Genomic DNA, 22,679 nt, shown 5'->3' with positions numbered 1-22,679 from the left:
TCGACATGAACCACGGTTTCGAGACCCTCGCGATCCACGCCGGTCAGGAGCCGGACCCGCACACGGGCGCGGTCGTCCCGCCCATCTACGCGGTCTCCACCTACAAGCAGGACGGCGTGGGCGGGCTGCGGTCCGGGTACGAGTACAGCCGCTCGGCCAACCCCACCAGGACGGCCCTGGAGGAGGCCCTCGCCGCGGTGGAGGGCGGCGTGCGCGGCCTGGCGTTCGCGTCCGGCCTGGCCGCCGAGGACACGCTGATCCGCACCGTCTGCCGCCCCGGGGACCACGTGCTCATCCCGGACGACGCGTACGGCGGCACCTACCGGCTGTTCGCGAAGGTGCTCGAGCGGTGGGGCCTCGCCTACGAGCCGGTGCCGATGGGCGACCTCGACGCGGTGCGCGCGGCCGTGCGGGACACCACCAAGGTGATCTGGGTGGAGACGCCCACCAACCCGCTGCTCACGGTCGCGGACATCGCCGCGCTCGCGGGCATCGCGCACGAGGCCGGCGCGCTGCTCGTGGTGGACAACACGTTCGCCTCGCCGTACCTGCAGCAGCCGCTCGCGCTCGGCGCGGACGTGGTGGTGCACTCGACCACCAAGTACATCGGCGGCCACTCCGACGTGGTCGGCGGCGCGCTGATCGTCCGCTCGACCGAGCTGGGGGAGCGGCTCGCCTACCACCAGAACGCGATGGGCGCGGTCGCCGGACCGTTCGACGCGTGGCTCGTGCTGCGCGGGCTCAAGACGCTCGCGGTCCGGATGGAGCGGCACTGCGACAACGCCGAGCGCGTCGTGGAGATGCTGCGCGCGCACCCGCGGGTGACCCAGGTGCTCTACCCCGGGCTGCCCGGCCACCCCGGCCACGAGGTGGCGGCGAAGCAGATGCGGCGGTTCGGCGGGATGGTGTCGTTCCGGGTCGCCGGCGGCGAGGAGGAGGCGGTCGAGATCTGCGGCCGGACCCGCCTGTTCACCCTCGGCGAGTCGCTCGGCGGGGTGGAGTCCCTGATCGAGCACCCGGGCCGGATGACCCACGCCTCGGCCGCCGGGTCGCCCCTCGAGGTCCCGTCCGACCTCATCCGGCTGTCGGTCGGCATCGAGACCATCGACGACCTGCTCGCCGACCTCGCCCAGGCGCTCGGCTGATCAGTACACCACCATCAGCACCAGCACGACGAGCCAGATCAGGGCGGTGATGCCGGAGAGCGCGGCGATCCGCCCGGTCTGCACCTTGGCGTCGTCCGCGGTGGACTCAGAGGAGAGCGCCCGGATCGCCGCGCGCTGATCGCGCTCGATGATCACGAGCAGGACGGCGGCGACCACGAACAGGGTCATCGAGATCGACAGGTACGGCAGGCCGAGGTCGGACCGGCCGAGCAGCGCCCCGAAGAGGAACACGCCGATGGAGAGCAGCCCGAAGCGGCGGGTCGAGCGGTTCAGGTAGCGGAGGACCTCGACGTTGCGGGCCCGGATGTATCGGGGCGTGATGCTCGTCACCGCGGTGAGGGGCCCCAGGGCGAAGATCGCGATGCCGATGTGCAGCACGAGGAGCAGCGTGTCGATGAAGGACATGGCGTGAGCGTATTCGGCGGCCACCCCGATCCCCAACGGCCGCGCGGAGATCGCTCCGGATGCCTCGCCCGCCGGCCCACCGCCCGCGCCCGGTGCGCCGGGCCGTCGCGGCTCCGTCCGTAGGGTGCCGCGCCCTCCCCGGCCGGCCCGGCGCGGGCCGGCCGATGGGTCACCGCCGCGCCTTGGCCCGGAGGAAGTCGCGCACCACGTACTCGCCGAGCCGGTCCGGGCTGGGGGAGAACACCCGCCCGCCGTTGCGCCGGGCGATCTCCTCGACGAACGCCTTGAGCCGCTCGTCCGCGGCGAGCATGAACACGTTGATCGTCGCCCGCCGCCGGGTCATCTTGTCCACCTCGGCGAGGGTGAGCGCGATCGTCTCCTGGGACGGCGGCCACTCGAACCGCGGCACCCCGTTCGGCATGAGGTGCGCGGTCGGCTCCCCGTCGGTGATCACCATGACCACCGGCTCGAAGTCCGGGTGCCGGTCCAGGTGGCGCCCGGCGAGGAGCAGGGCGTGGTGGAGGTTGGTGCCCTGGACCATGTCCCAGTCGAGCGAGGCGAGCTCGTCCGGCCGCAGCACCCGCGCGTAGTTCGAGAACCCGATGATCTGCACCGCGTCCTGCGGGAACCTGGTCGACACCAGGGACTGCAGCGCGAGCGCGGTCTGCTTCGCCGCCGCCCAGGTGCCGCGCAGCGCCATCGAGTACGACAGGTCGATCAGGAGGCAGACCGCGGCCGCGGCGTGCCGCTCGGTCTCCACCACCTCGAAGTCGTCGACGGAGAGGGTCACCGGGGGCCGGCCGCCGCGCCGTACCGCGTTCACCACGGTCCGGACCACGTCGATCGGCTGCTCGTCGCCGAACCGCCACGGCCGGCTCGTGCCGGTGGGCTCGCCCGCGTACCCGGCGTCCCGCTGGTCGTGCTCGCCCCGGCCGCCGGTCTCGAGCGAGGAGAAGATCCGGCGCAGCGCGCTCTCCCCGAGCCGGCGCACCGCCTTGGGGGTGAGCTCGAGCCTGCCCCGGGTGCGCCGCAGGTAGCCCTGGGCCTCCAGCTCCCGCTCGATCCGCCGGAGCGCCTCCAGGTCGTCCACGGCCGAGCGCCCGAGCGCGCGCCGGACCATCTCCTCGTCGATGTCGTCGAGCCGGGCGCCGGGATAGTCCTGGCGCAGCGCGCTCTCCAGCGCGTTGAGGTCGGCGAGCTCCTCGAGCGCGGTGACCGCGTCGCCCATGGACATCGGGGCCTCCCCGGAGACCTCCTCCTGCCCGGTCCAGGCGAGGTCGGGGCGCCGGGCGTAGAGGGTGTCGCTGAGCCGGCGCATCTCCTCGGCGAGCCCGGCCTGTTCGAGTGTCTGCTCGATGAGCGCGTTGAGCTCCCACCGCTGCTCCGGGGTGAGCGAGGCGAGCAGCCGCTGGGTGGCCGCGGCGCGGCGGGCGAGCTGGTCGACCAGCTCCTCCAGGTTCCGGGGCCGCTCGGGGAAGATGTCCCCGTACTTCCGCATGAACGCGTCGAACTCGTCCTGGGTGTGCTCGCCCCGCGCGTCCCGCTCGAGCATGTCGTTGAGGTCGGAGACCATCCGCCGGACCCGCTCGAGCATCGCGGGATCCGGGTCGGCGAGCGCGTCGCGCAGGCCGCGGAACCGGCTGTCGAGCACCTCGGCGCGGAGCAGGGCGCGCAGCTCCTCGAAGGTGCGGCGGGCGGCGTCCGAGCGCCAGTCGTAGCCGGCGAGCTCGCGGATGGCTCGGGCGGTGTCCGGGGGGAGCCCGTCGAGGAGCTCCCGGCGGAACGCGGCGTCCGCCGCCTGGGCGGGGTCGGCGGCCATCCGGTCCAGCTCGGCGCGCTCCTGGCCGATGGCCTTGTCGAGCAGGGCCCGGGCCCGCTCCAGCGTCCCGTCGAGCCGGGTGCGCTGCTTGAGCTCGCGTTTGCGCCGCAGCACCTCGCGGAGCAGGTCGTCCAGGCCGCGGCGGCCGCCCGGGCCGGGGAGGCCGCGCCGGAGCAGGTCGCGCAGCGCGTCCATGGGGCTGGCGCCGGCGAGGATCGCGTCGCCCATCTCGTCGAGCGCGGCGCGCACGTCGTACGGCGGGGCGAGCGGGTCGGGCCCGTCGCGGTACTTCCCGTAGACGTACCTGGTCACGTCCGGTAGACCACCCCTCCGGGGACCTCGTCCTTGGACAGCCGGCGCGTCAGGTAGAGCCCTTCGAGGGCGAACTCGAGGGCCGCGGCGGCGTGGCCGGGCGACTCACCGCCGTCGCCCATGCCGAGCCGCGTCATGAGCTCCGACAGGCCCTGCACCTTCCCGATGCCGCGGAGCAGCTCGGCCGCGGGCACCAGCTCACCCGACTCGACCCGGATCCCCTCGGAGAACCGCTCGACGATCGGGGTGAGATCGGCCCCGCCCAGGTGGGCGCGGAACGTCTCGGCCGTGGCCCGGCGGAGCAGGTGGGCGAGCACCTCGGTCTCCCGCCCCTCCTCGCTCATCTCGAACTCCACCTTCCCCCGCAGGGTGTGCACCACACCGGGCAGATCGCAGATCCGGGTGACCGGCGGGTGCTCCCCGGTGATCGCCGAGCGGCGTACCGCGGAGGCGGCGGCCGCCTCGGCGGCCGCGATGGCGAACCGGGCGGAGACCCCCGAGCGGCTGTCGACCGCGGTCGACTCGCGGACCAGCCGGGTGAACCGGGCGATCACCTCGACCAGGTGGCTCGGGAGCTCCGCGCCGAGGGACTCCAGATCGGCCTCCTGGCGGATCAGGGTGAGCTCGTCCTCGATGGTGAGCGGGTAGTGGGTCCGGATCTCCGCGCCGAACCGGTCCTTCAGCGGGGTGATGATCCGGCCCCGGTTGGTGTAGTCCTCGGGGTTGGCGCTCGCCACGAGGAGGATGTCGAGCGGCAGCCGCAGGTTGTAGCCGCGGATCTGGATGTCGCGCTCCTCCAGCACGTTGAGGAGCGCCACCTGGATCCGCTCGGCGAGGTCGGGCAGCTCGTTGACCGAGAAGACGCCGCGGTTGGTGCGCGGCAGCAGCCCGTAGTGGACGGTCTCCGGGTCGCCGAGGGTGCGGCCTTCGGCGATCTTGATCGGGTCGACGTCGCCGATGAGGTCGCCCACCGAGGTGTCCGGCGTGGCGAGCTTCTCGCCGTACCGCTCGTCCCGGTGCCGCCAGGCGACCGGCAGGTCGTCGCCGAGCTCGGCGGCGAGCCGCCGGCACCGGACGCAGACCGGCGCGTACGGGTGGTCGTTGATCTCGCAGCCCTCGATCACCGGGGTCCACTCGTCGAGCAGGCCGGCGATCGTGCGGATGAGCCGGGTCTTGCCCTGACCGCGCTCCCCGAGGAGCACCACGTCGTGGCCGGCGATCAGGGCGCGCTCCAAGAGCGGCAGCACCGTGTCGTCGAAGCCGACGATGCCGGGGAAGCGGGGCTCGCCGCACCTGAGCCGCTCGAGGAGGTTCTCCCGGATCTCGGCCTTGACCGTCCGGTAACGGTGCCCGCTCTCGCGTAGCTCTCGCAGGGTCCTGGGCGCAGGCGTGGGCGATTTGTGCACGCTGTCGAGCCTACGTTGGCAGCACCGGGCCGGACATCCCCGATTTCCGCATCAAAATCCCGTGACTCGGCAATCCGATGGCCGTCCGCATGGATTGACCCGCCCGTAGTGGGGAGGAATCGCAAGGACGACCCACCCAGCCGGTGACACGAGGAGGCGAGACGATGGCGGTGTTGACCTGCCGCTTCGCCGACGGTCTCGCCGTGGGCGGCGACCTGGAGGAGGCGGCGGAGACCGCCGTGCGGCGGGCCCTGGCCGGGCTCTCCGGACCTCCGGACCTGCTCTGCTTCTTCATCTGCGGCCAGGATCCCGACGAGGTCGGCCGGGCCGGGCTGCGGGTGATGGACATGGCGCCCACCGCCGAGGTCATCGGGTGCAGCGCCACGGGCGTGATCGGAGGCGACCGGGGGATCGAGCTCCGGCCGGCGGTGAGCGCCCTCGCCGCGTGCTTCGGCGAGGCGGCCGTGACCACGTTCGCGCTGGAGACGTTCCGCACCGAGGACCGCTTCGTGGTGGTCGGCCTGCCCGAGCGGGGACCGGCCGACCGGGCGATGATCCTCTTCACCGATCCGTACAGCTTCCCGGTGGACGCGTTCGTCGAGCGGTCCGGCGAGGTGATCGGCGGCCTGCCGATCGTCGGCGGCCTGGCGAACGGGTGGCAGGGGCCCGGGTCGGTCCGGCTCTTCGCCGGTGGCGAGGTGTACACCGAGGGCGCGGTCGGCGCGGTGATCAGCGGGCCGGTGAACGTCACCGCCATGGTCAGCCAGGGCTGCCGCCCGATCGGGCCGTCCATGGTGGTCACCCGGGCGCAGGAGAACCTGCTGCTCGAGCTGGCCGGGGAGCCGGCCCTCGCCCGGCTGGAGGACATCGTGAGCGCCCTCGACGAGGAGGACCGCGAACTGGTCGCCGCCGGCTTACAGATCGGCGTGGTGATGGACGAGTACGCCGAGCGCCAGGAGCGGGGGGACTTCCTCATCCGCGGGGTGATCGGCATCGACCCGGAGCGGGAGTCGGTGGCCATCGGCGACATGCTCGAGATCGGCCGCACCGTCCGCTTCCAGGTGCGGGACGCCGAGACCGCCGACGAGGACCTCCGCGCGATCCTCGACGAGCACAAGCCGATGATCGGCCGGGCAGAGGGGGCGCTGCTGATCTGCTGCAACGGCCGCGGGTCCGCCATGTTCGGCACCGCCGACCACGATCCGGTCGCGGTGCGCGAGGCGCTCGGGCCGATCGGGGTGGCCGGGTTCTTCGCCGCCGGCGAGGTCGGGCCGGTGGCCGGGCACAACCACGTGCACGGCTGCTCCGCCGCGCTCCTGGTCTTCTCCTCGGAGGGCGGGCTCGCCCAGCTGTCGTGACCGGCCGCCATGAGTGACGTCCGCAGGCCGATCCCGCGAGCCACCGGAGTGGCGCAAACTTTGCGGCCGGTGGGCCCGGTGGTGTCCGCGCCGCACCCGGAGGGCTGTGATGATGGGCGCATGGCTGCCCCATATGTGACGTACGACGATGTGGTCGCCGCACGCGCGCTGCTGGAGAACGTGGCCGTGCGGACGCCACTGGTCCACTCCCGTGTCCTCTCCGAGGCGGTCGGCGGGCCGGTCCACCTCAAGTGCGAGAGCCTGCAGCGCTCCGGGTCCTTCAAGATCCGCGGCGCGTACGTCCGGATCCGCAAGCTCACCGACGAGGAGCGCGCCCGGGGCGTGGTGGCGGCGAGCGCGGGCAACCACGCCCAGGGGGTCGCGCTCGGCGCCACGCTGGTCGGCACGAAGGCGATGGTGTTCATGCCGGAGGGCGCCCCGCTGCCGAAGGTCGAGGCCACCCGGGCGTACGGCGCCGAGGTGGTCTTCGCCGGGACCACGGTCGACGACGCGCTGGCCGCGGCGAAGGAGCACGCGGAGCGGACCGGAGCGGTGCTCATCCACCCGTTCGACCACCCCGACGTGGTGGCCGGGCAGGGGACGATCGGCCTGGAGATCGTGGAACAGCTCCCCGACGTGGCCACGATCGTGGTGCCGGTCGGCGGCGGCGGGCTCGCGGCCGGGATCGCGCTCGCCGCGCGGGCGCTCCGCCCGGACATCAAGATCGTCGGTGTGCAGGCCGAGCAGGCCGCCGCCTACCCGGCGTCGCTCGCCGTGGGCCACCCGGTGAAGGTCGATCCCGCGCCGACCATGGCGGACGGGATCGCGGTCGGCCTTCCGGGCGAGCTGCCGTTCGCGCTGGTGAACTCCCTGGTGGACAGCGTGGTCACGGTCTCGGAGGAGTCGCTGTCCCGGGCGCTCCTGCTCTGCCTCGAGCGGTCCAAGCTGCTCGTCGAGCCCGCCGGGGCCGCCGCGGTGGCCGCGATCCTCGACCACCCGCACGCGTTCGAGCCGCCGGTCGTCGCCGTGCTCTCCGGGGGCAACATCGACCCGCTGCTCCTGGCCAAGGTGCTCCGGCACGGCCTCGCCGCCGCCGGGCGGTACCTGTCCTTCCGGGTCCGCCTCGCCGATCGGCCCGGGGCGCTCGCCGGGCTCCTCACCCGGATCGCCGAGCTCGGCGCGAACGTGCTCGACGTGGTCCACGAGCGGATCGGCGCCCGGCTCCACCTCGACCAGACCGACGTGCTGCTCCAGGTGGAGACGCGGGGCCCGGACCACTGTGACGAGGTGCTCGCCGCCCTGCGCCGCGACGGCCACACCGTGCTCTTCTCCTGAACCTCCGTTGGGCTCTTCTCCTCGCGGGCTCCTGAGCCTCCGTACGGCTCCCGGGTGAGTCTCCGTACGGCTCCCGAGCGGGACGGCGGGCGTCAGGCGGGCATAAGGCCGATGGCCTCCTTGGCGGCGCGGACCTTGGCGGCGGCGAGGTCGCGGGCGCGCTCCGCGCCGGCGCGCAGGATCTCCCGGACGTGCTCCGGGTGGCGGGCCAGGTCGTGGTAGCGCCGCTGGACGGGGGCGACGGTGGCCACCACCGCGTCGGCCACGGCCTGCTTGAGCTCGCGGTAGCCGCCGAAGCCCGTGGCGAGCTCGTGCGGGCCGGTGCCGGTGCAGGCGGAGAGGATGGCGAGCAGGTTCGACACGCCGGGCTTGGCGTCCGGGTCGTAGGCGACCGTGGTGCCGGGGTCGGTGACCGCGCGCATCACCTTGCGGCGCAGCACGTCGGGCGGGTCGAGGAGGCGGAGCACGCCCGCGGGGCTCGGGGCCGACTTGCTCATCTTGCCGGTGGGGGAGGCCAGGTCCATGATCCGCGCGGCCACGGGCGGGTTGACCGCGGTGGGGACGGTGAACACCGGGGCGTAGCGGGAGTTGAACCGCTGGGCGAGGTCGCGGGCGAGCTCCACGTGCTGGCGCTGATCCTCGCCGACCGGGACCTCGTCGGTGTCGTACAGCAGGATGTCGGCGGCCATCAGGACCGGGTACGTCAGCAGCGAGAGGCGGACGCGCTCCTGGCGGCGGGACTTCTCCTTGAACTGGATCATCCGGCTCGCCTCGCCGTACCCGGTGACGCATTCCAGCAGGTAGTGGAGCTCGGTGTGCTCGGGCACGTGCGACTGGACGACCAGGAGGCAGGCGGTGGGGTCCACGCCGGCCGCGAGCAGGAGCGTGGCGAACTCCAGGGTGCGCCGGCGCACCAGGGCCGGGTCGTGCTCCAGGGTCAGGGCGTGCAGGTCGGTGATGAACACCACCGTGCCGGCGTCGGCCTGCCGGGCGACGATCGGGGCGATCGCCCCGAAGTAGTTGCCGATGTGCAGGTCGCCCGACGGGGTGAAGCCGGTGAGGCGCCGTGGCATCGGTATCGCTCCCTTCCGGATGGGAGCCGCCCGGCCGGGCCGCCGAGGACGCCGTGCACACAGCGAGGCCGCCCGTCTCGGGCGGCCCGATCGATCAGGTGAACGCGGATGACCCGTGCCGCCCCGTCAGGGGCGCCACCAGCCGAGAAGCACAGCGATCATCCGCATACGGGTACGGTACCACCGCCCCACCCGGTTCATTCGGGGCGCGGCCGGTCCCGGGCGCCGGCCGTACCGGCCGGGAACGCGCCGGCGGAGCGCCCGGCGACCCGCCTCAGGGGACCTGGGCCGGGCGGCCCGGCTGGTAGAGCCAGGCGTCGAACAGCTCCTGGAGCCGCTTGCCCGAGATCTCCTCGGCGAGCCGGATGAACTGCTCGGTGGTGACGTTGCCGTGCCGGTTGGCGCCGGTCCACTCCCGGATCAGCCGGAAGAACTTCTCGTCGCCGATGGTCCGGCGCAGGACGTGCAGGGTCATCGCCCCGCGCTTGTAGACCGAGGCGTGGAACAGGTTGTTCGGCCGCGCCACCGCGGGCGGATGGCGCCATATCTGGTCGGAGGCCTGCGTGTAGTACTGGCGGAAGATCTGGTCGGTGGTGGCCTCGCCGCGGTGCTCCGACCAGAGCCACTCCGCGTACGTGGCGAACCCCTCGTTCAGCCACAGGTCGCGCCACCGGGCGATGGTGACGCTGTTGCCGAACCACTGGTGGGCGAGCTCGTGGGCGATGGTCCCGGTCCGGGGGACGAAGCCGCCGTAGACGGGCTTGGTCTGCACCTCCAGCGCGTACCCGGCGGTGAAGTTGTCGATCACCCCGCCGGTGGAGGAGAACGGGTACGGCCCGAACACGGTGGTCCAGTGGTCGGTGAGCCGCTTGGTCTCCTCGTAGAGGTAGCCGAGCGAGCCGCGGAAGGCCGGGTCGACCGCGGTGTAGATCGGGATTCCCTTGCCGGTGGTCCCGGTGCGGACCTCGAACTTCCCGGTCATCATCGTGGCGAGGTAGGTCGCCATCGGGTGGCGTTCGCGCCAGACGAAGGTCTTCTTCCCGTCCCCCGCCTTCCGCTCGGCGACGAGCTCCCCGTTCGCGATCGCGGTCACGCCGTCCGGCACGGTGATCTCGAAGGTGAAGGTGGCCTTGTCGGCCGGGTGGTCGTTCGACGGGAACCATGTCTTGGCCCCGTTCGGCTCGTTGGTCACGAACGACCCGTCCGTGGTGGCGATGAACCCGTAGACGCCGAGCGAGGCGTCCTCCCGGATCGGCTGGGGCTCGCCGCCGTAGTCGACCTGGACCGTGAACCTCGCGCCCTTGGCGATCCGCGCGGCGGGCTGGATCACCAGCTCGTCGCCCTCGCGCCGGAACCCGGCCGGGGTGCCGTCGACGGTCACCCGGTCCACGCGGAGCCCGCGCAGGTCGAGGTTGAAGGCGTCCAGATCCTGTACGGCCTTCGCCTTGACGATGGCGCTGCCCGCCAGCCGCCTGGTCGCGGGGTCGTAGGAGAGCTTCAGGGTGTAGTGCCGGACGTCGTACCCGCCGTTGCCGTCGAACGGGAAGTCGGGGTCCCCGATCCCCGGGGCGCCCACCGTGGGCGGCTTGCCCGCCGGGGTGACGGCCGTGCCCGGGGTGGCGACCGCCTTGGCGGACGGAGCGGCCGTGGCCACCGCCCCTGGGGACGCCGTGGTCGCCGCCCCCTGGGAGGCGGCGCACGCGACGGCCGCCCCGAGCGATGCCAGGCAGAGCGTCACGCGGAGTGATCTGCGGTGGCGGATTGCAGCGCACATACTTCGAGGCACCTTAACGCGTGACCGGAGCCATCGCTCCGGTATCCACCACCAGAGTCCGCGCGGCGTCGCCGTGGCGGTCCGGTTCGCGGCGGTCGATGTGGATCGGGAAGGCGGGCGCGCTCGCGGCGGGGGCGTGCCCGGGGCGTGGCCCGGGCCGGGCGCCGGGCCACGCGTTCCGGGTGAGCGGGCCGGTGCGGGACACGACGGCGAGCGCGCCGATGATCCCCGGGAACGGGCGGCGCCATCGGCCGGCGAGCGGCAGGGCGGCCGGCCCGGAGGGCGGCGGGGACCACGGGGTGTGCGGCTCACCGGGGACGGTGCCCGGAGGCGGCGGTGCTTCCATGGGTGGATTGGTCACCCCGCCGCCTTCCGGGCAAAGCAGAGCGAAGGCAGAGAAGCCGTAAACGCTCGGCCGACGCGGGTGGAGGAGGGGGCGTCAGAGGTTGCCGCGGCGGGCCTGCTCCCGCTCGATCGCCTCGAAGAGCGCCTTGAAGTTGCCCTTGCCGAAGCCGAGGGAGCCGTGCCGCTCGATCAGCTCGAAGAAGAACGTCGGCCGGTCGCCCACGGGCTTGGTGAAGATCTGGAGCAGGTAGCCGTCCTCGTCCCGGTCGACCAGGATCCGGCGCTTCTTGAGCTCCTCGATCGGCACCCTGACCTCGCCGATCCGGGCGCGCAGCTCGGGGTCGTCGTAGTAGGCGTCGGGCGTGTCGAGGAACTCCACGCCGGCCTGCCTCATGTGGTCGATCGCGGCGATGATGTCGTTGGTGAGCAGCGCGACGTGCTGCACGCCGGGGCCGCCGTAGAACTCGAGGAACTCCTCGATCTGCGACTTGCGCTTGCCGGTCGCCGGCTCGTTGAGCGGGAACTTCACCTTCCGGGTGCCGTCGGCGACGACCTTGGACATCAGGGCCGAGTACTCGGTCGCGATGTCGTCGCCGATGAACTCCGCCATCTTGGTGAAGCCCATGATCCGCTCGTAGAACTCGACCCACTCGTCCATGCGCTCGACGTTGCCCACGCAGTGGTCGATCGCCTGGAAGAGCCGGCCGTTCTTGACGTTGGGCGGCGGCACGATCGGGTCGGCGGCGACGTACCCGGGCAGGTAGGGGCCGTGGTACCCGGAGCGCTCCACCAGGGTGTGCCGGGTCTCGCCGTAGGTGGCGATGGCGGCGAGCACGACCTTGCCGTGCTCGTCCTCGACGACGTGCGGCTCCACGAGGCCCTTGGCGCCCTTGGAGACCGCGTGCCGGTAGGCGGCCGCGGCGTCCGGCACCTCGAGGGCGAGGTCGATGACGCCGTCGCCGTGCTCGGCCACGTGCCGGGCGAGGGGGGTGCCGGCCCGTACGGCGCCGCGCAGCTCGAAGCGCGCGGATCCGGACTCAAGGACGTAGGAGACCTCGTCCCGGCAGCCGGTCTCCGGGCCGCGGTAGGCGACGAGGCGCATGCCGAAGGCGGTGGCGTAGAAGTGCGCGGCGAGCTTCGCGTTGCCGACGGCGAAGACCACCGCATCCATGCCGTGAAGAGGGAAGACGTCGGTCATGCGTCAACTGTCGAGTCGGTTGGCCAAATTGTGCAAGACTGAACTTTTTTACTAGACAATTTGCACAGGGAATTCGCGGATCATGGAGACAAAAGTGTCATGATTGACCAGCTCGACGCGAAAATCATCGCTCTGCTGACCGCCGAGCCCCGGATCGGCGTGCTCGAATGCTCCCGCCGGCTCGGCGTGGCGCGCGGCACCGTGCAGGCGCGGCTCGACCGGCTCGCGCAGCGCGGGGTCATCACCGGGTACGGCCCCGACATCCACCCGGCCGCGCTCGGCTACGGGGTGACCGCGTTCGTGACCCTGCACATCCGGCAGGCCGGCGGGCACGCGCCCGTGGCCCAGCAGCTCGCCGCCATCCCCGAGGTGCTCGAGGTGCACACCATCACCGGCCCGGCCGACATGCTCTGCCGGGTGGTGGCCCGCAGCAACGCCGACCTGCAGCGGGTGATCGACCGCATCGTCGACGTCCAGGGGATCGAGCGGACCTCGTCGGTGATCGCCCTCGACACGCCGGTGCCGTACCGCACCCTGCCGCTCGTCCGGGCCGCGGCGAAATGAGCGTCCTGAGGCTCGGGTACCGTTATCCATCGTTTACCGTTAATCAGTCCGCCCAGGTCACATAGGGGGAAGCGAATCTTCGGGGGTATCGGGTGGATAACGGTTCCCATCGCGACGCCGCTGCGGAGGCGCGGCCGGCCGGCGAGCCGGTCCGGCGACGCAGGCGAGTGCTCCGGACCCTCCTCCTCACCGCCGGAGTGGGGATCTGCGCCTTCATCGTGTGCTTCGGCGTCCTCTGGGCGCTCACTCCGATCCCCGGGACCACCCAGGAGCTCGCCACCGCGCAGGGTTCGGTCATCTACTACCGGGACGGCAAGACGGTCCTCGCCCGCCAGGGGGTGAACCGGAAGATCGTGCCGCTCTCCCGGGTGCCGCACGTGGTCCGCAACGCCGTCATCGCCGCGGAGAACCGGACGTTCTACCAGGATCAGGGGATCTCTCTCAGCGGCATGGCCCGCTCGGTGTGGTCCACGCTCACCGGCCGCCAGCTCCAGGGCGGCTCGACGATCACCCAGCAGATGGTGCGCAACTACTACAGCGGGCTGAGCCAGGAACGATCCATCTCGCGCAAGCTCAAGGAGATCATGATCGCGCTGAAGGTGGATCGCTCCAAGTCCAAGGACTGGATCCTCGAGCAGTACCTCAACACGATCTACTACGGCCGGGGCGCCTACGGCATCCAGGCCGCGTCCGAGGCGTACTTCGCCAAGGACGTCAAGGACCTCACCCCCGCCGAGGCCGCCTACCTCGCCGCGGTGATCCAGCAGCCCAGCCGGTTCGCCAACCCCACCGGCACCGACCTGGAGGCCGCCAAGGCCCGGTGGCGCGCGGTGGTGAACGGGATGGTGGAGATCGGCGCGCTCACCCGGGAGGAGGCCGACCGGCTGACCTTCCCCACCCTGGCGAAGCGCAAGCCCTCCCTGTCGCTCGGCGGCCAGGACGGCTACATGCTCGCCCTGGTGCGGTCCGAGCTCAACCGGCACGGCTACACCGACGAGGACATCGACCGGGGCAACCTCAAGATCATCACGACGTTCGACAAGCGGCTGATGCGGCTGGCGCGCGAGGCCGTGGAGGAGGTGCTGCCGGAGAACACCCCCAAGAAGGTCCGCACCGGCCTCGCCGCGGTCGACCCCGCGACCGGGGAGGTCGTCGCCTTCTACGGCGGCAGGTACGAGAGCTACCAGTACGACAACGCGTTCTCGGCGAAGGTCCAGGCCGGCTCCACGTTCAAGCCGTACGCGCTCGCCGCCGCCCTGGAGGAGGGGTACGGCCTGGCCACCTGGGTGAACGGCAACTCCCCCCTCCGGATCGGCTCCGACCGGATCCCCAACGCCGGCGGCAAGTCCTACGGAATGATCAACCTCATCGAGGCGACCCGGCTCTCGGTCAACACCGCCTTCGTCGAGCTGGGGCGGATGGTCGGGCTGGACAAGGTGGCCGCGGTCGCCGAGGCGGTCGGCATCCCGGCCGAGCAGCTCGCCGCGCAGCGGCCGTACCCCACGTTCCCGCTCGGCACCGCCTCGGTGAGCGCGGTCCAGCAGGCGGCCGGTTACGCCACCTTCGCCGCCGAGGGCGTCTACCACGCCCCGCACGTGGTCCGCTCGGTGGTCGACGCGAACGGGGTGACCAGGACGTTCTCCTCGCCGGGGCGGCAGGTCCTCCGCAAGGAGACCGCGGCGGACGTCACCTACGCCCTCGAGCAGGTGATCAACAGCGGTACCGGGACCGCGGCCCGTATCGGCCGCCCGGCCGCGGGCAAGACCGGCACCACCGACGAGTCGGCCGCGGTGTGGTTCGCCGGGTACGTCCCGCAGCTGTCGGTCGCGGTCAACATGTTCCGCGACGACAACAAGCCGGTGGAGATCCCCGGGTACGGCGAGCTGTACGGCGGCACGCTCCCCGCGCAGATCTGGCGGCACTTCATGAGCGCCGCCCTGGAGGGCGAGCCGGTCAAGGAGTTCCCGCCGCCGGTCACCTGGAACGGCCACTGGGGCTCCTACGCCACCACCGGCCCGCGGGAGCCGGAGGCGACCGAGGAGCCCACGGACGCGGCCCCCACGCCGGGCGCCGAGGACCGCGCCCGGGACGCCGGCGCGGACCGGTCCGAGCCGCGCGGTGAGACCGGTGGGGACGGCGCCGGTGACGAAGGCGACCGCCCCGGCGGCGAGCAGCCCGCCGAACGGCCCGGCGACGGCCGTCCCGGCGAGGGCCGGCCGGACGACGGATCGGGGGACCGCGGCCCCGGGGGCCGGGACGGCGGCGGCTTCGACCGCGGGGACGGCTGGCCCGGCCTGGACGACATGGAGCCGGTCCCGGGGTGGTAGGCGGGCCCACCACGCTCGGCGAACGGTTCGCCACCGCGGCCGGCGGGCTCCCGGCCGCCCGCGCACGGCCGGAGACCGGCGGCCCGCTCAGCGGGCGAGCTGCGCGCGCAGCTCGCGCGGGTCGGTCACCGGCGCCAGGCAGGTGAAGCCGCGGCACACGTACGCGGCCGGCCGGCCGTCGATCATGCCGCGCCCCTCGAGCAGCGGGACGTCCGCGGCGTCCCCCGTGCCGAGCGCGATGACCATGCCGGGGGAGCCGGACATCAGGGCCGCGCGGTGGAGCGCCTGGGTGCGCGGGTCGTCCCGCGGCCCGACGATCGCCACCTCGGCCGGGCCGTGCAGCGCCGCCTCGGCCACGGCGAGGCCCCAGCCGGCGAACCGGGCGAACCGTCCGGCGAGCCGGGTGACCACGCCGAGCGCGCCCTCCGCCGCCTCCCGATGCCGCCGCGAGCCGGTGAGCGCGGCGTAGGAGAGCAGCGCACCCGCGGCCGCGAACCGGCCCGCGGGGGTGGCCTCGTCGACCGGGCTCCGGGGACGCTGGAAGAGCCGATCCCCGTCGTCCGGGGCGTCGTAGAACCCGCCCGACCCGTCGGGGAACCGGGTGAGCACGGTCTCCAGCAGGTCGCCGGCCCGGCGGAACCACCGGGTCTCGCCGGTCACGCCGTAGAGGGCGAGGAACCCCTCGGCCACGTTCGCGTAGTCCTCGAGCATGCCGGCCGCGGTGCTCGGCCGGCCGTCCCGCGAGGCGCGCAGCAGCCGGACCGGGTCCCCGCCGGCCACGTGGACCTCGTCGAGCAGCGCGGCCGCGCCCTGCGCGGCCTCGATCAGGTCGGGCCGGCGGAACAGGGCACCGGCCTCGGCCAGGGCCGCGATGGCGAGCCCGTTCCACGAGGCGACCACCTTGTCGTCCCGCTCCGGGCGCGGGCGCCGCTCCCGCGCCCGCCACAGCTCGGTGCGGACCCGCTGGAACCGCTCGTCGTCGTCCGGATCGGCGGGGAGCCGGAGCACGGAGGTGCCGCTCTCGGTCACCCCGAACACCCCGGCCGCCCAGCGGCCGTCCTCCTCGCCGAGGACCTCCCGGAGCCGGGCCGGGGTCCAGATGTAGAACAGGCCCTCACCGTGCCTACCGTCCGGGCCGGCGCTGTCGGCGTCGAGGGCGGAGGCGAAGCCTCCCTCGGGGGTGCGCATCTCCCGGAGCAGCCATCCGGCGGTCTCCAGCGCCACCCGGCGGGCGAGGGGCGCCCCGGTCGCCCGCCACCAGTGGGCGTACACCCGCAGCAGCAGGGCGTTGTCGTACAGCATCTTCTCGAAGTGCGGCACGACCCACGCCTCGTCCACGCTGTAGCGGGCGAACCCGCCGCCGAGCTGGTCGTAGATGCCGCCGCGCGCCATCGCCTCCAGCGTCCGCTCCGCCATGGCGAGGGCCTCGGGCGAGCCGCGCCGGAGCAGGAACTCCAGCACCATGGACGGCGGGAACTTGGGCGCGCCGCCGAACCCGCCGTGCCGCTCGTCGAAGCTCCCGGCGAGGGTGCGCACCGCCTGGTCCAGGGTCTCCTCGTCCGGCAGCGGCCCGGACGGCGGCTCGGCCCGCTCGCGGAGCGCCTGCGCCAGCCGCGCCCCCTGCTGCAGCAGGGCCGGCCGGTCCTCGCGCCACAGCCGCGCGATGGCGCGCAGCAGCCGCTGGAACTGGTCCCTGGGGAAGTAGGTCCCGGCGTAGAACGGGTGGCCCTCGGGCGTGGCGAAGACGGTGAGCGGCCAGCCGCCCTGGCCGGTCATCGCCTGGAGGGCCTCCATGTAGACCGCGTCGACGTCCGGCCGTTCCTCGCGGTCGACCTTGACGTTGACGAAGTGCTCGTTCATGAGCCGGGCGGTGGCCTCGTCCTCGAAGGACTCACGGGCCATCACATGGCACCACGGAAGCGGATAACCAGTGGCAGGACGAGTACCCGATGGAGATGAGCACGGGCACGTCCCGCCTGGCCGCTTCGCGCATCGCCTCCTCTCCCCACGGCCACCAATCCACCGGATTGGACGCGTGCTGCTGAAGGTAGGGCGACATCTGCCCACCGAGCCGGTTCATACCACCCAGACTCTCACACGGCGGGGCGGAATGGCCCGGCCCGTGTCACACCGTGGGACGGAAATGGCCCGGGCCCGTCCCGATCCGGCCCGGCTGGCACGGCGGGCCGTACGCGACCTGGAGCCCCGGCGGGAGACGCGCGCCCGGGCGGACGAGACGCGGTGCGGGGCGAATGGCCGGGCGGACGAGACGCCGGGCGCATGACCGGACGGATGCGGCCGGAGCGCCGGACCTCGGCGTGCCCGCTCCCTTCGCCTTCCGCGTCCGGTGAAACCGCCGGGCACCGGATGAAGGCGGCGTGAAGCCGCGCCGAAGCCGGCGGCGCCCAGACTCGGGGCCGAGCCGGGAAACACCCGGTGCGAGAGAGGAGGCGCGTCATGACGGACCCCAGCGCCGTCCGGGCGGACGGCCTGGTGAAGAAGTTCGGGGACTTCCGCGCCGTGGACGGCGTCGACCTGCACGTACGGCAGGGCGAGATCTTCGGCGTGCTCGGCCCGAACGGGGCGGGCAAGACCACGATGCTGCGCATGCTCGCCACCCTGCTCCCGATCGACGGCGGCCGCGCGGAGATCTTCGGCGTGGACGTGCGGCGGGAGCCCCACCGCGTGCGGCAGCTGCTCGGCGTCACCGGCCAGTACGCCTCGGTCGACGAGGACCTGACCGCCCGGGAGAACCTCCGGCTGTTCGCCCGGCTCCAGGGCCTGCCCGGCGCCCGGGCGCGGGCGATCGCCGACGAGCTGCTCGAGCGCTTCGGCCTGGCGGAGGCGGCCGACCGGATGGTGGCCAAGTTCAGCGGCGGCATGCGCCGCCGCCTGGACCTCGCGGCGAGCCTCATCACCCGCCCGCCCCTGATCTTCCTGGACGAGCCCACGACCGGGCTCGACCCGAGGACCCGGGGCCAGATGTGGGACGTCATCCGCGAGCTGGTCTCCGGCGGCGCCACGATCCTCCTCACCACCCAGTACCTGGACGAGGCGGACCAGCTCGCCGACCGCGTGGCCGTGATCGACCGCGGCCGGAAGATCGCGGAAGGCACCCCGGACGAGCTGAAGACCCAGGTCGGCGACTCGACCCTGCAGCTCACGCTCGCCGACGACGCCGACCTCGCCACGGCCGCGGGCGTCGTCCGCCGGCTGCTCGGCGAGGACCCGGTCCTCACCCCGGAGTCGGGGCGCGTGAACGTCCCCCTGCCCGACCCCGACCGGGCCGCGGACATCCTGATCGGCCTGCGCGAGGCGGGCGTCGGCATCTCCTCGATGAGCGTCGCCAAGCCGACGCTGGACCAGGTCTTCCTGGTGCTGACCGGCCACGGAACCGATGACGAAGCCCGCACGGAGGAGGCGGCCTGATGACCATCTCGATCGACGTCACCCGGGACGCGCCGCGCATCGACCCGCGTGCCGTGCTCGCCCGCACCACGCCCCACCCCACGGCCCGGGAGACCGTGGCGCAGACCATGGCGATGGCGTGGCGGGCCCTGGTGAAGATGCGCCGCAAGCCCGAGCAGTTCTTCGACGTGCTCATCCAGCCGCTGCTGTTCACCGCGATGTTCGCGTTCATCTTCGGCGGCGCGATCTCCGGCAGCGTGGAGAACTACCTCCCGGTGCTGATCCCCGGCATCCTCGCGCAGACGGCCCTGACCGTCTGCATGGCGACCGGCGTGCAGCTCAGGGAGGACATGGACAAGGGGGTCTTCGACCGGTTCAAGTCCCTGCCGATCGCCCGGTTCGCCCCGCTCGCCGGCCCCATGATCGCCGACCTGCTCCGGTACGGCATCGCCTCCGTGCTCACCCTGCTCACCGGCCTGGCCATCGGGTACCGGCCCGGCGGTGGCGTGGCCGGCTGCGTCGCCGGCATCGCGCTCACCGTGGTCTCCGGCTGGTCGCTGGCGTGGATCTTCTCCTGGCTCGGCACGCTGGCGCGCTCGGCCCAGGCCGTGCAGGGCTACTCCATGATGATCATGTTCCCGCTCACGTTCCTGTCGAACGCCTTCGTCCCCGCCGAGACGCTGCCCGATTGGCTGGAGGCGTTCGTCCGGGTCAACCCGGTCTCGCACGTGGTCTCCGCGGTGCGGGCGCTGTTCAATGAGGGCGCGGTGACCGCCGACGTGGGCTGGGCGCTGGCCGGCTGCGCGGTCGTGATCGCGGTGTTCGCCCCGCTCGCGGTCCGCTCGTACGCCCGCAAGATGTAGGCCGGGGTGGCGCGGCGCCGGACCGGGTGGCGTCACGCCACCCGCGCCACCACGGCGCGGACCTCGGCCAGCAGGCCGGGACCGCGCCGGTCGCCGTACTCCGCCTCGATCCGGGCGAGCAGGCCGGGGGCGACCCGCTCGGCGTGGGCGGTGAGCACCGGCCAGTGCAGGACCGGGGTGATCCGGTTGTACGCGAACCGGTCGGCGAGGACGAGCAGCCGCACCGCGTCCTCGGCCGGCAGCGCCCCTTTGAGCAGGCCCCAGATGCCGAGCGCGGCGAGCACCATCCCGGTCACCGGGAAGTCCAGGAACGTGCGGTCCACGGCGAACAGGTCCGCGACCTTCGCCCGCAGCGACTCGAACAGGTCCGCCCCGTCGTCGCCCTCGCCGTACTGGGCGAACGCCGCGACCGCGACGGCCTCGCCGTACATGGCCCACGGCGCGAACGCGTCGGGGGCGCCGGGGGCGTGCCTGCTCCGGAGCGCCTCGGCGATCTCGCGGTGCCGCCGGAGGCCCTCCGCGATGTCGCCGTCGGCGAGGGCGAGCTGCGCCCGGCAGATCCCGGCCGAGAGGCCGAACCCGTCCTCCGCGCCGGGTTCGGTGAGCTCCGCGATGATCCGCGCGGCCTCGTCCCGGTTCCCCTCGGCGAGCGCCGCCATCGCCACGGTGGCCCGGAGCTGGACGGCGTCGTCCACCGCCCCGAGCCGCTCGAGCACCGGGAGCGCCGCGGCGGCGTGCCGGGAGACGGCGGCGCGGTCCCCGAACTGCGCGTGGAGCTGGGCGAGCAGGGTGTGCAGCATGGCCCGCTGCCAAGGACCGTCCTCCTCCCCGGTGAGCTCGAGCGCGGCCTGGGCCGTCTCGATCGCGCCGGCCGGGTCCCCGGAGTTCTCCAGGCCGTGGCTCATCAGGTGCAGGGCGATCTGGCGGACGAACGGGTCCGGGTCGCCGGCGAGTGCGGCGAAGCCGCTGTCGGGATCCGACATCAGGGCGAGCACCACGGTCGTCATGGCCCGGACGTTGGGGTTCTCCGAGTCGGCGCCCAGCCCGGACAGCATCGACGCCAGGGCGCGGGCGTGGTCCGGGGAGAAGAAGACCGCGTGGAACAGGGCGACGGCGAGGGTCACCCGGGTCCGGTCGAGGAGCCGGGGCGGCGGCGTCCACCCGTCCAGCGCGGCGGAGACGGCGGCGGTGAGGGTGTGGCCGCGCAGGTAGTCCCCGCGGATGGCCCAGTAGCCGGCGAGCGTGGAGAACAGCACCACCACCGCCTCCGGGTCGGGCTCGTCGAGCGCCTCCCGCAGGATGTCGCTGAGGTTGGTCTCCTCCGCGCGCAGGCGGTCCACCGCGTCGGCCTGCTCCGGCGAGTGCAGCCGCGCACCGTGCCGGTCGGCGTAGGCGACGGCCCAGGCCCGCACGGCGGCCCGCGCCTCCGCGGTCTCGCCGGCCGCGTCGAGCCGCATGCGGCCGAACTCGCGCACGGTCTCCAGCATGCGATACCGGACGCCGTCGGCGGTCTCCACCACGGTCAGCAGGGACTGTGCCACGAGCTCCTCGACCGCGCCGAGGGCGTCACCGCCGAGCACCTGCTCCGCGGCCTCGAGGATGAAGCCGTCCGGGAAGGCCGCCAGGCGGCGCAGCGCGCGGCGCTCCCGCTCGCCGAGCAGGTTCCACGACCAGTCGATCACGGCGAGCAGGGTCTGGTGGCGGGCGTGGGCGCTCCGGTCGCCGCCGCGCAGCAGGGCGAACCGGTCGTCGAGCCGGCGGGCGATCTCCGCCGGCGACATCACCCGCACCTTGGCGGCGGCGAGCTCGATCGCGAGGGGCAGGCCGTCCAGGCGGCCCACGACGGCGCGCACGTCGTCCTCGTCGAGGCGCACCCCGGGCCGGGCCGCGGTCGCGCGGTCGCGGAACAGCGCGACGGCGTCGGCCATGCCGAGCTGGGGCAGCGGGTAGACGCGCTCGGCGGCGATCGCCAGCGGCGCGCGGCTCGTGGTGAGCACCCGCAGGTCCCGGGTGGTCGCGATCAGGTAGGCGACCAGGTCCGCGACCGCCTCCACCAGGTGCTCGCAGTTGTCGAGGACGAGCAGCGCCGGAGCGAGGTCGAGCTGCCGGGCGATCCGGGCGCGCACGTCGGCGAGCTGCCGCGGGCTGAGCCTCCGGCGCCCGGCCACCGAGTCGCGGACGCCGAGCGCCGACCCGATCTCGCCGAGCAGGTCCTCGGCCGCGGTCACGCCGACCAGCTCCACGAAGTGCACCACCGGCTGCGGGGCCTCGCGGGCGACGGCGTGGGCGAGCCGGGTCTTGCCGATCCCGCCCGGCCCGGTGATCGAGACGACCCGGGACGTGGCGAGCAGGGACCGCACCCGCCGCAGGTCGTCGTCCCGCCCGAGCAGCGGGGTGGGGTCGAACCGCACGCCGGAGCGCACCGGGCGGTCGAGCGCCAGCAGCTCGTGGTGGACCCGCCGCAGCTCCGGTCCGACGTCGGCGCCGACCCGGTCGCGCAGGCCGGAGCGGTAGCGCGCGAACCGGTCCAGCGCGGCGCCCACTCCGCGGACCGCCGCCTCGCTGCGGAGCAGGTCGGCGAGGAGCCCTTCGTCGTCCGGACGCGCCCGCACCGCCTCGTCGAGCTCGGCCAGCGCGGCGGCGTGGTCTCCGGTACGGCTCCGCGCCCGGGCGAGCACCACCCGTGCGGCCGCCAGGTCGTCCGCGGCGCGCCGGCGTAACTCGGCGAGCGGCCCCTCGCCCTCCGGGGGCAGCGCCCCGGCGCCGAGCGCGAGCGCCTCCTGGGCCACCGCGGCCGCCGCGGCGGGGTCCACGGCGAGCAGCGCCTCAGCGCGTCCCGCCAGGGCGTGCAGCCGGTCCGCGTCGATCCGGTCGGGCGGCACCCGGAGCCGGTACCCGCCGTCCTCGGTGGTGAGGGTCTGGGCTCCCACGATCGACCTCGCCCGGGAGACCAGCACCTGCAGTGCCTTCACCGGGTTCGCGGGCTCGTCGACTCCCCAGACCTCCGCGATCAGCCGTTCGGCGCTCACGGTACGGCCGGCGAGCACGAGGGCGGCGAGCAGCGCCTGCACCCGCGCACCGACCAGGGGCCGATCCTGCCACCGTGCGTCGCCGAGCAGGCGCAGGTCGATCGGCATGGCTCCAGTCTAGGTTCCGCCGCGCCACCGCCGGCCGCGCATGATCGGCGCGACGGACCGGGGAGCGGGGCCGGCTTCCCAAGGGGCTGGGGCGGCTCCGCGGACCGTGGCGGGCGAGCGCCGGTGATCGCGGGGACGGGGCGCCGGTGACCGCGAGTGCGGGTCCTGTGATCACGAGGGCGGGCGCCG

At 73.6% G+C, this 22,679-nt stretch carries 14 protein-coding genes and 1 pseudogene; 7 read left to right on the top strand and 8 right to left on the bottom strand.

Annotation, left to right across the window (positions count from 1 at the left end):
- Positions 1-5: 5 nt before the first annotated feature.
- On the top strand, positions 6-1,145 hold the full coding sequence (locus TBIS_RS15475; RefSeq protein WP_013133344.1) for a cystathionine gamma-synthase: 1,140 nt from the start codon (positions 6-8) through the stop codon (positions 1,143-1,145).
- Here the strand turns inward: TBIS_RS15475 and TBIS_RS15470 are convergent, their stop codons facing one another.
- From TBIS_RS15470 to TBIS_RS15460, 3 genes are all read right to left on the bottom strand, one after another.
- The gene (locus TBIS_RS15470) at positions 1,146-1,571 is read right to left on the bottom strand and encodes a hypothetical protein (protein WP_041431692.1); all 426 of its coding nucleotides are present in this window, start codon (positions 1,569-1,571) and stop codon (positions 1,146-1,148) included.
- 169 nt (positions 1,572-1,740) lie between these two features.
- Positions 1,741-3,702: a vWA domain-containing protein gene (locus tag TBIS_RS15465; protein ID WP_013133342.1), complete on the bottom strand. Its 1,962-nt coding sequence runs from the start codon at positions 3,700-3,702 to the stop codon at positions 1,741-1,743.
- Positions 3,699-5,108 (bottom strand): sigma 54-interacting transcriptional regulator, encoded by a 1,410-nt coding sequence (locus TBIS_RS15460; RefSeq protein WP_013133341.1) that lies wholly within the window; start codon positions 5,106-5,108, stop codon positions 3,699-3,701. Before TBIS_RS15460 ends, TBIS_RS15465 begins: the two co-directional genes overlap by 4 nt.
- A 164-nt stretch (positions 5,109-5,272) precedes the next feature.
- Here TBIS_RS15460 and TBIS_RS15455 point away from each other — a divergent pair, with 164 nt between their 5' ends.
- Both TBIS_RS15455 and ilvA read left to right on the top strand, forming a co-directional pair.
- On the top strand, positions 5,273-6,466 hold the full coding sequence (locus TBIS_RS15455) for an FIST signal transduction protein (protein ID WP_013133340.1): 1,194 nt from the start codon (positions 5,273-5,275) through the stop codon (positions 6,464-6,466).
- A 120-nt stretch (positions 6,467-6,586) separates the two neighbouring features.
- On the top strand, positions 6,587-7,801 hold the full coding sequence (gene ilvA / locus TBIS_RS15450) for a threonine ammonia-lyase (protein WP_013133339.1): 1,215 nt from the start codon (positions 6,587-6,589) through the stop codon (positions 7,799-7,801).
- Between the two features lie 92 nt (positions 7,802-7,893).
- On the opposite strand, the gene trpS is transcribed toward ilvA, so the two are convergent.
- From trpS to hppD, 3 genes are all read right to left on the bottom strand, one after another.
- Positions 7,894-8,874 carry a tryptophan--tRNA ligase gene (trpS, locus tag TBIS_RS15445; protein ID WP_013133338.1) on the bottom strand — a complete coding sequence of 327 codons (981 nt, stop codon included), beginning with the start codon at positions 8,872-8,874 and terminating at the stop codon, positions 7,894-7,896.
- A gap of 274 nt (positions 8,875-9,148) precedes the next feature.
- On the bottom strand, positions 9,149-10,648 hold the full coding sequence (locus tag TBIS_RS15440) for a M1 family metallopeptidase (RefSeq protein ID WP_013133337.1): 1,500 nt from the start codon (positions 10,646-10,648) through the stop codon (positions 9,149-9,151).
- A gap of 439 nt (positions 10,649-11,087) precedes the next feature.
- The gene (gene hppD / locus TBIS_RS15430; protein WP_013133335.1) at positions 11,088-12,191 is read right to left on the bottom strand and encodes a 4-hydroxyphenylpyruvate dioxygenase; all 1,104 of its coding nucleotides are present in this window, start codon (positions 12,189-12,191) and stop codon (positions 11,088-11,090) included.
- 99 nt (positions 12,192-12,290) lie between these two features.
- On the opposite strand from hppD, the gene TBIS_RS15425 reads away from it, so the two are divergent.
- Both TBIS_RS15425 and TBIS_RS15420 read left to right on the top strand, forming a co-directional pair.
- Positions 12,291-12,755 carry an Lrp/AsnC family transcriptional regulator gene (locus tag TBIS_RS15425; RefSeq protein WP_013133334.1) on the top strand — a complete coding sequence of 155 codons (465 nt, stop codon included), beginning with the start codon at positions 12,291-12,293 and terminating at the stop codon, positions 12,753-12,755.
- 167 nt (positions 12,756-12,922) lie between these two features.
- Entirely contained in the window at positions 12,923-15,082 is a 2,160-nt protein-coding gene (locus TBIS_RS15420; protein ID WP_013133333.1) for a transglycosylase domain-containing protein, read from the top strand.
- 87 nt (positions 15,083-15,169) lie between these two features.
- Here TBIS_RS15420 and TBIS_RS15415 read toward each other — a convergent pair.
- Positions 15,170-17,162, bottom strand: a pseudogene (locus TBIS_RS15415) (thioredoxin domain-containing protein).
- Positions 17,163-17,539: 377 nt separating this feature from the next.
- On the opposite strand from TBIS_RS15415, the gene TBIS_RS15410 reads away from it, so the two are divergent.
- Both TBIS_RS15410 and TBIS_RS15405 read left to right on the top strand, forming a co-directional pair.
- Positions 17,540-18,511: a daunorubicin resistance protein DrrA family ABC transporter ATP-binding protein gene (locus tag TBIS_RS15410; protein ID WP_013133332.1), complete on the top strand. Its 972-nt coding sequence runs from the start codon at positions 17,540-17,542 to the stop codon at positions 18,509-18,511.
- Complete coding sequence (locus TBIS_RS15405; RefSeq protein WP_013133331.1) at positions 18,511-19,353, top strand: ABC transporter permease; 843 nt, start codon at positions 18,511-18,513, stop codon at positions 19,351-19,353. Before TBIS_RS15410 ends, TBIS_RS15405 begins: the two co-directional genes overlap by 1 nt.
- A 32-nt stretch (positions 19,354-19,385) precedes the next feature.
- On the opposite strand, the gene TBIS_RS15400 is transcribed toward TBIS_RS15405, so the two are convergent.
- Positions 19,386-22,490 (bottom strand): ATP-binding protein, encoded by a 3,105-nt coding sequence (locus TBIS_RS15400; protein WP_013133330.1) that lies wholly within the window; start codon positions 22,488-22,490, stop codon positions 19,386-19,388.
- Positions 22,491-22,679: the final 189 nt, after the last annotated feature.

This window comes from Thermobispora bispora DSM 43833 (genome assembly GCF_000092645.1).
GTDB lineage: Bacteria > Actinomycetota > Actinomycetes > Streptosporangiales > Streptosporangiaceae > Thermobispora > Thermobispora bispora.
Note: the sequence above shows the minus strand (reverse complement) of the source record. Positions and strands in the feature narration are given on the sequence as shown.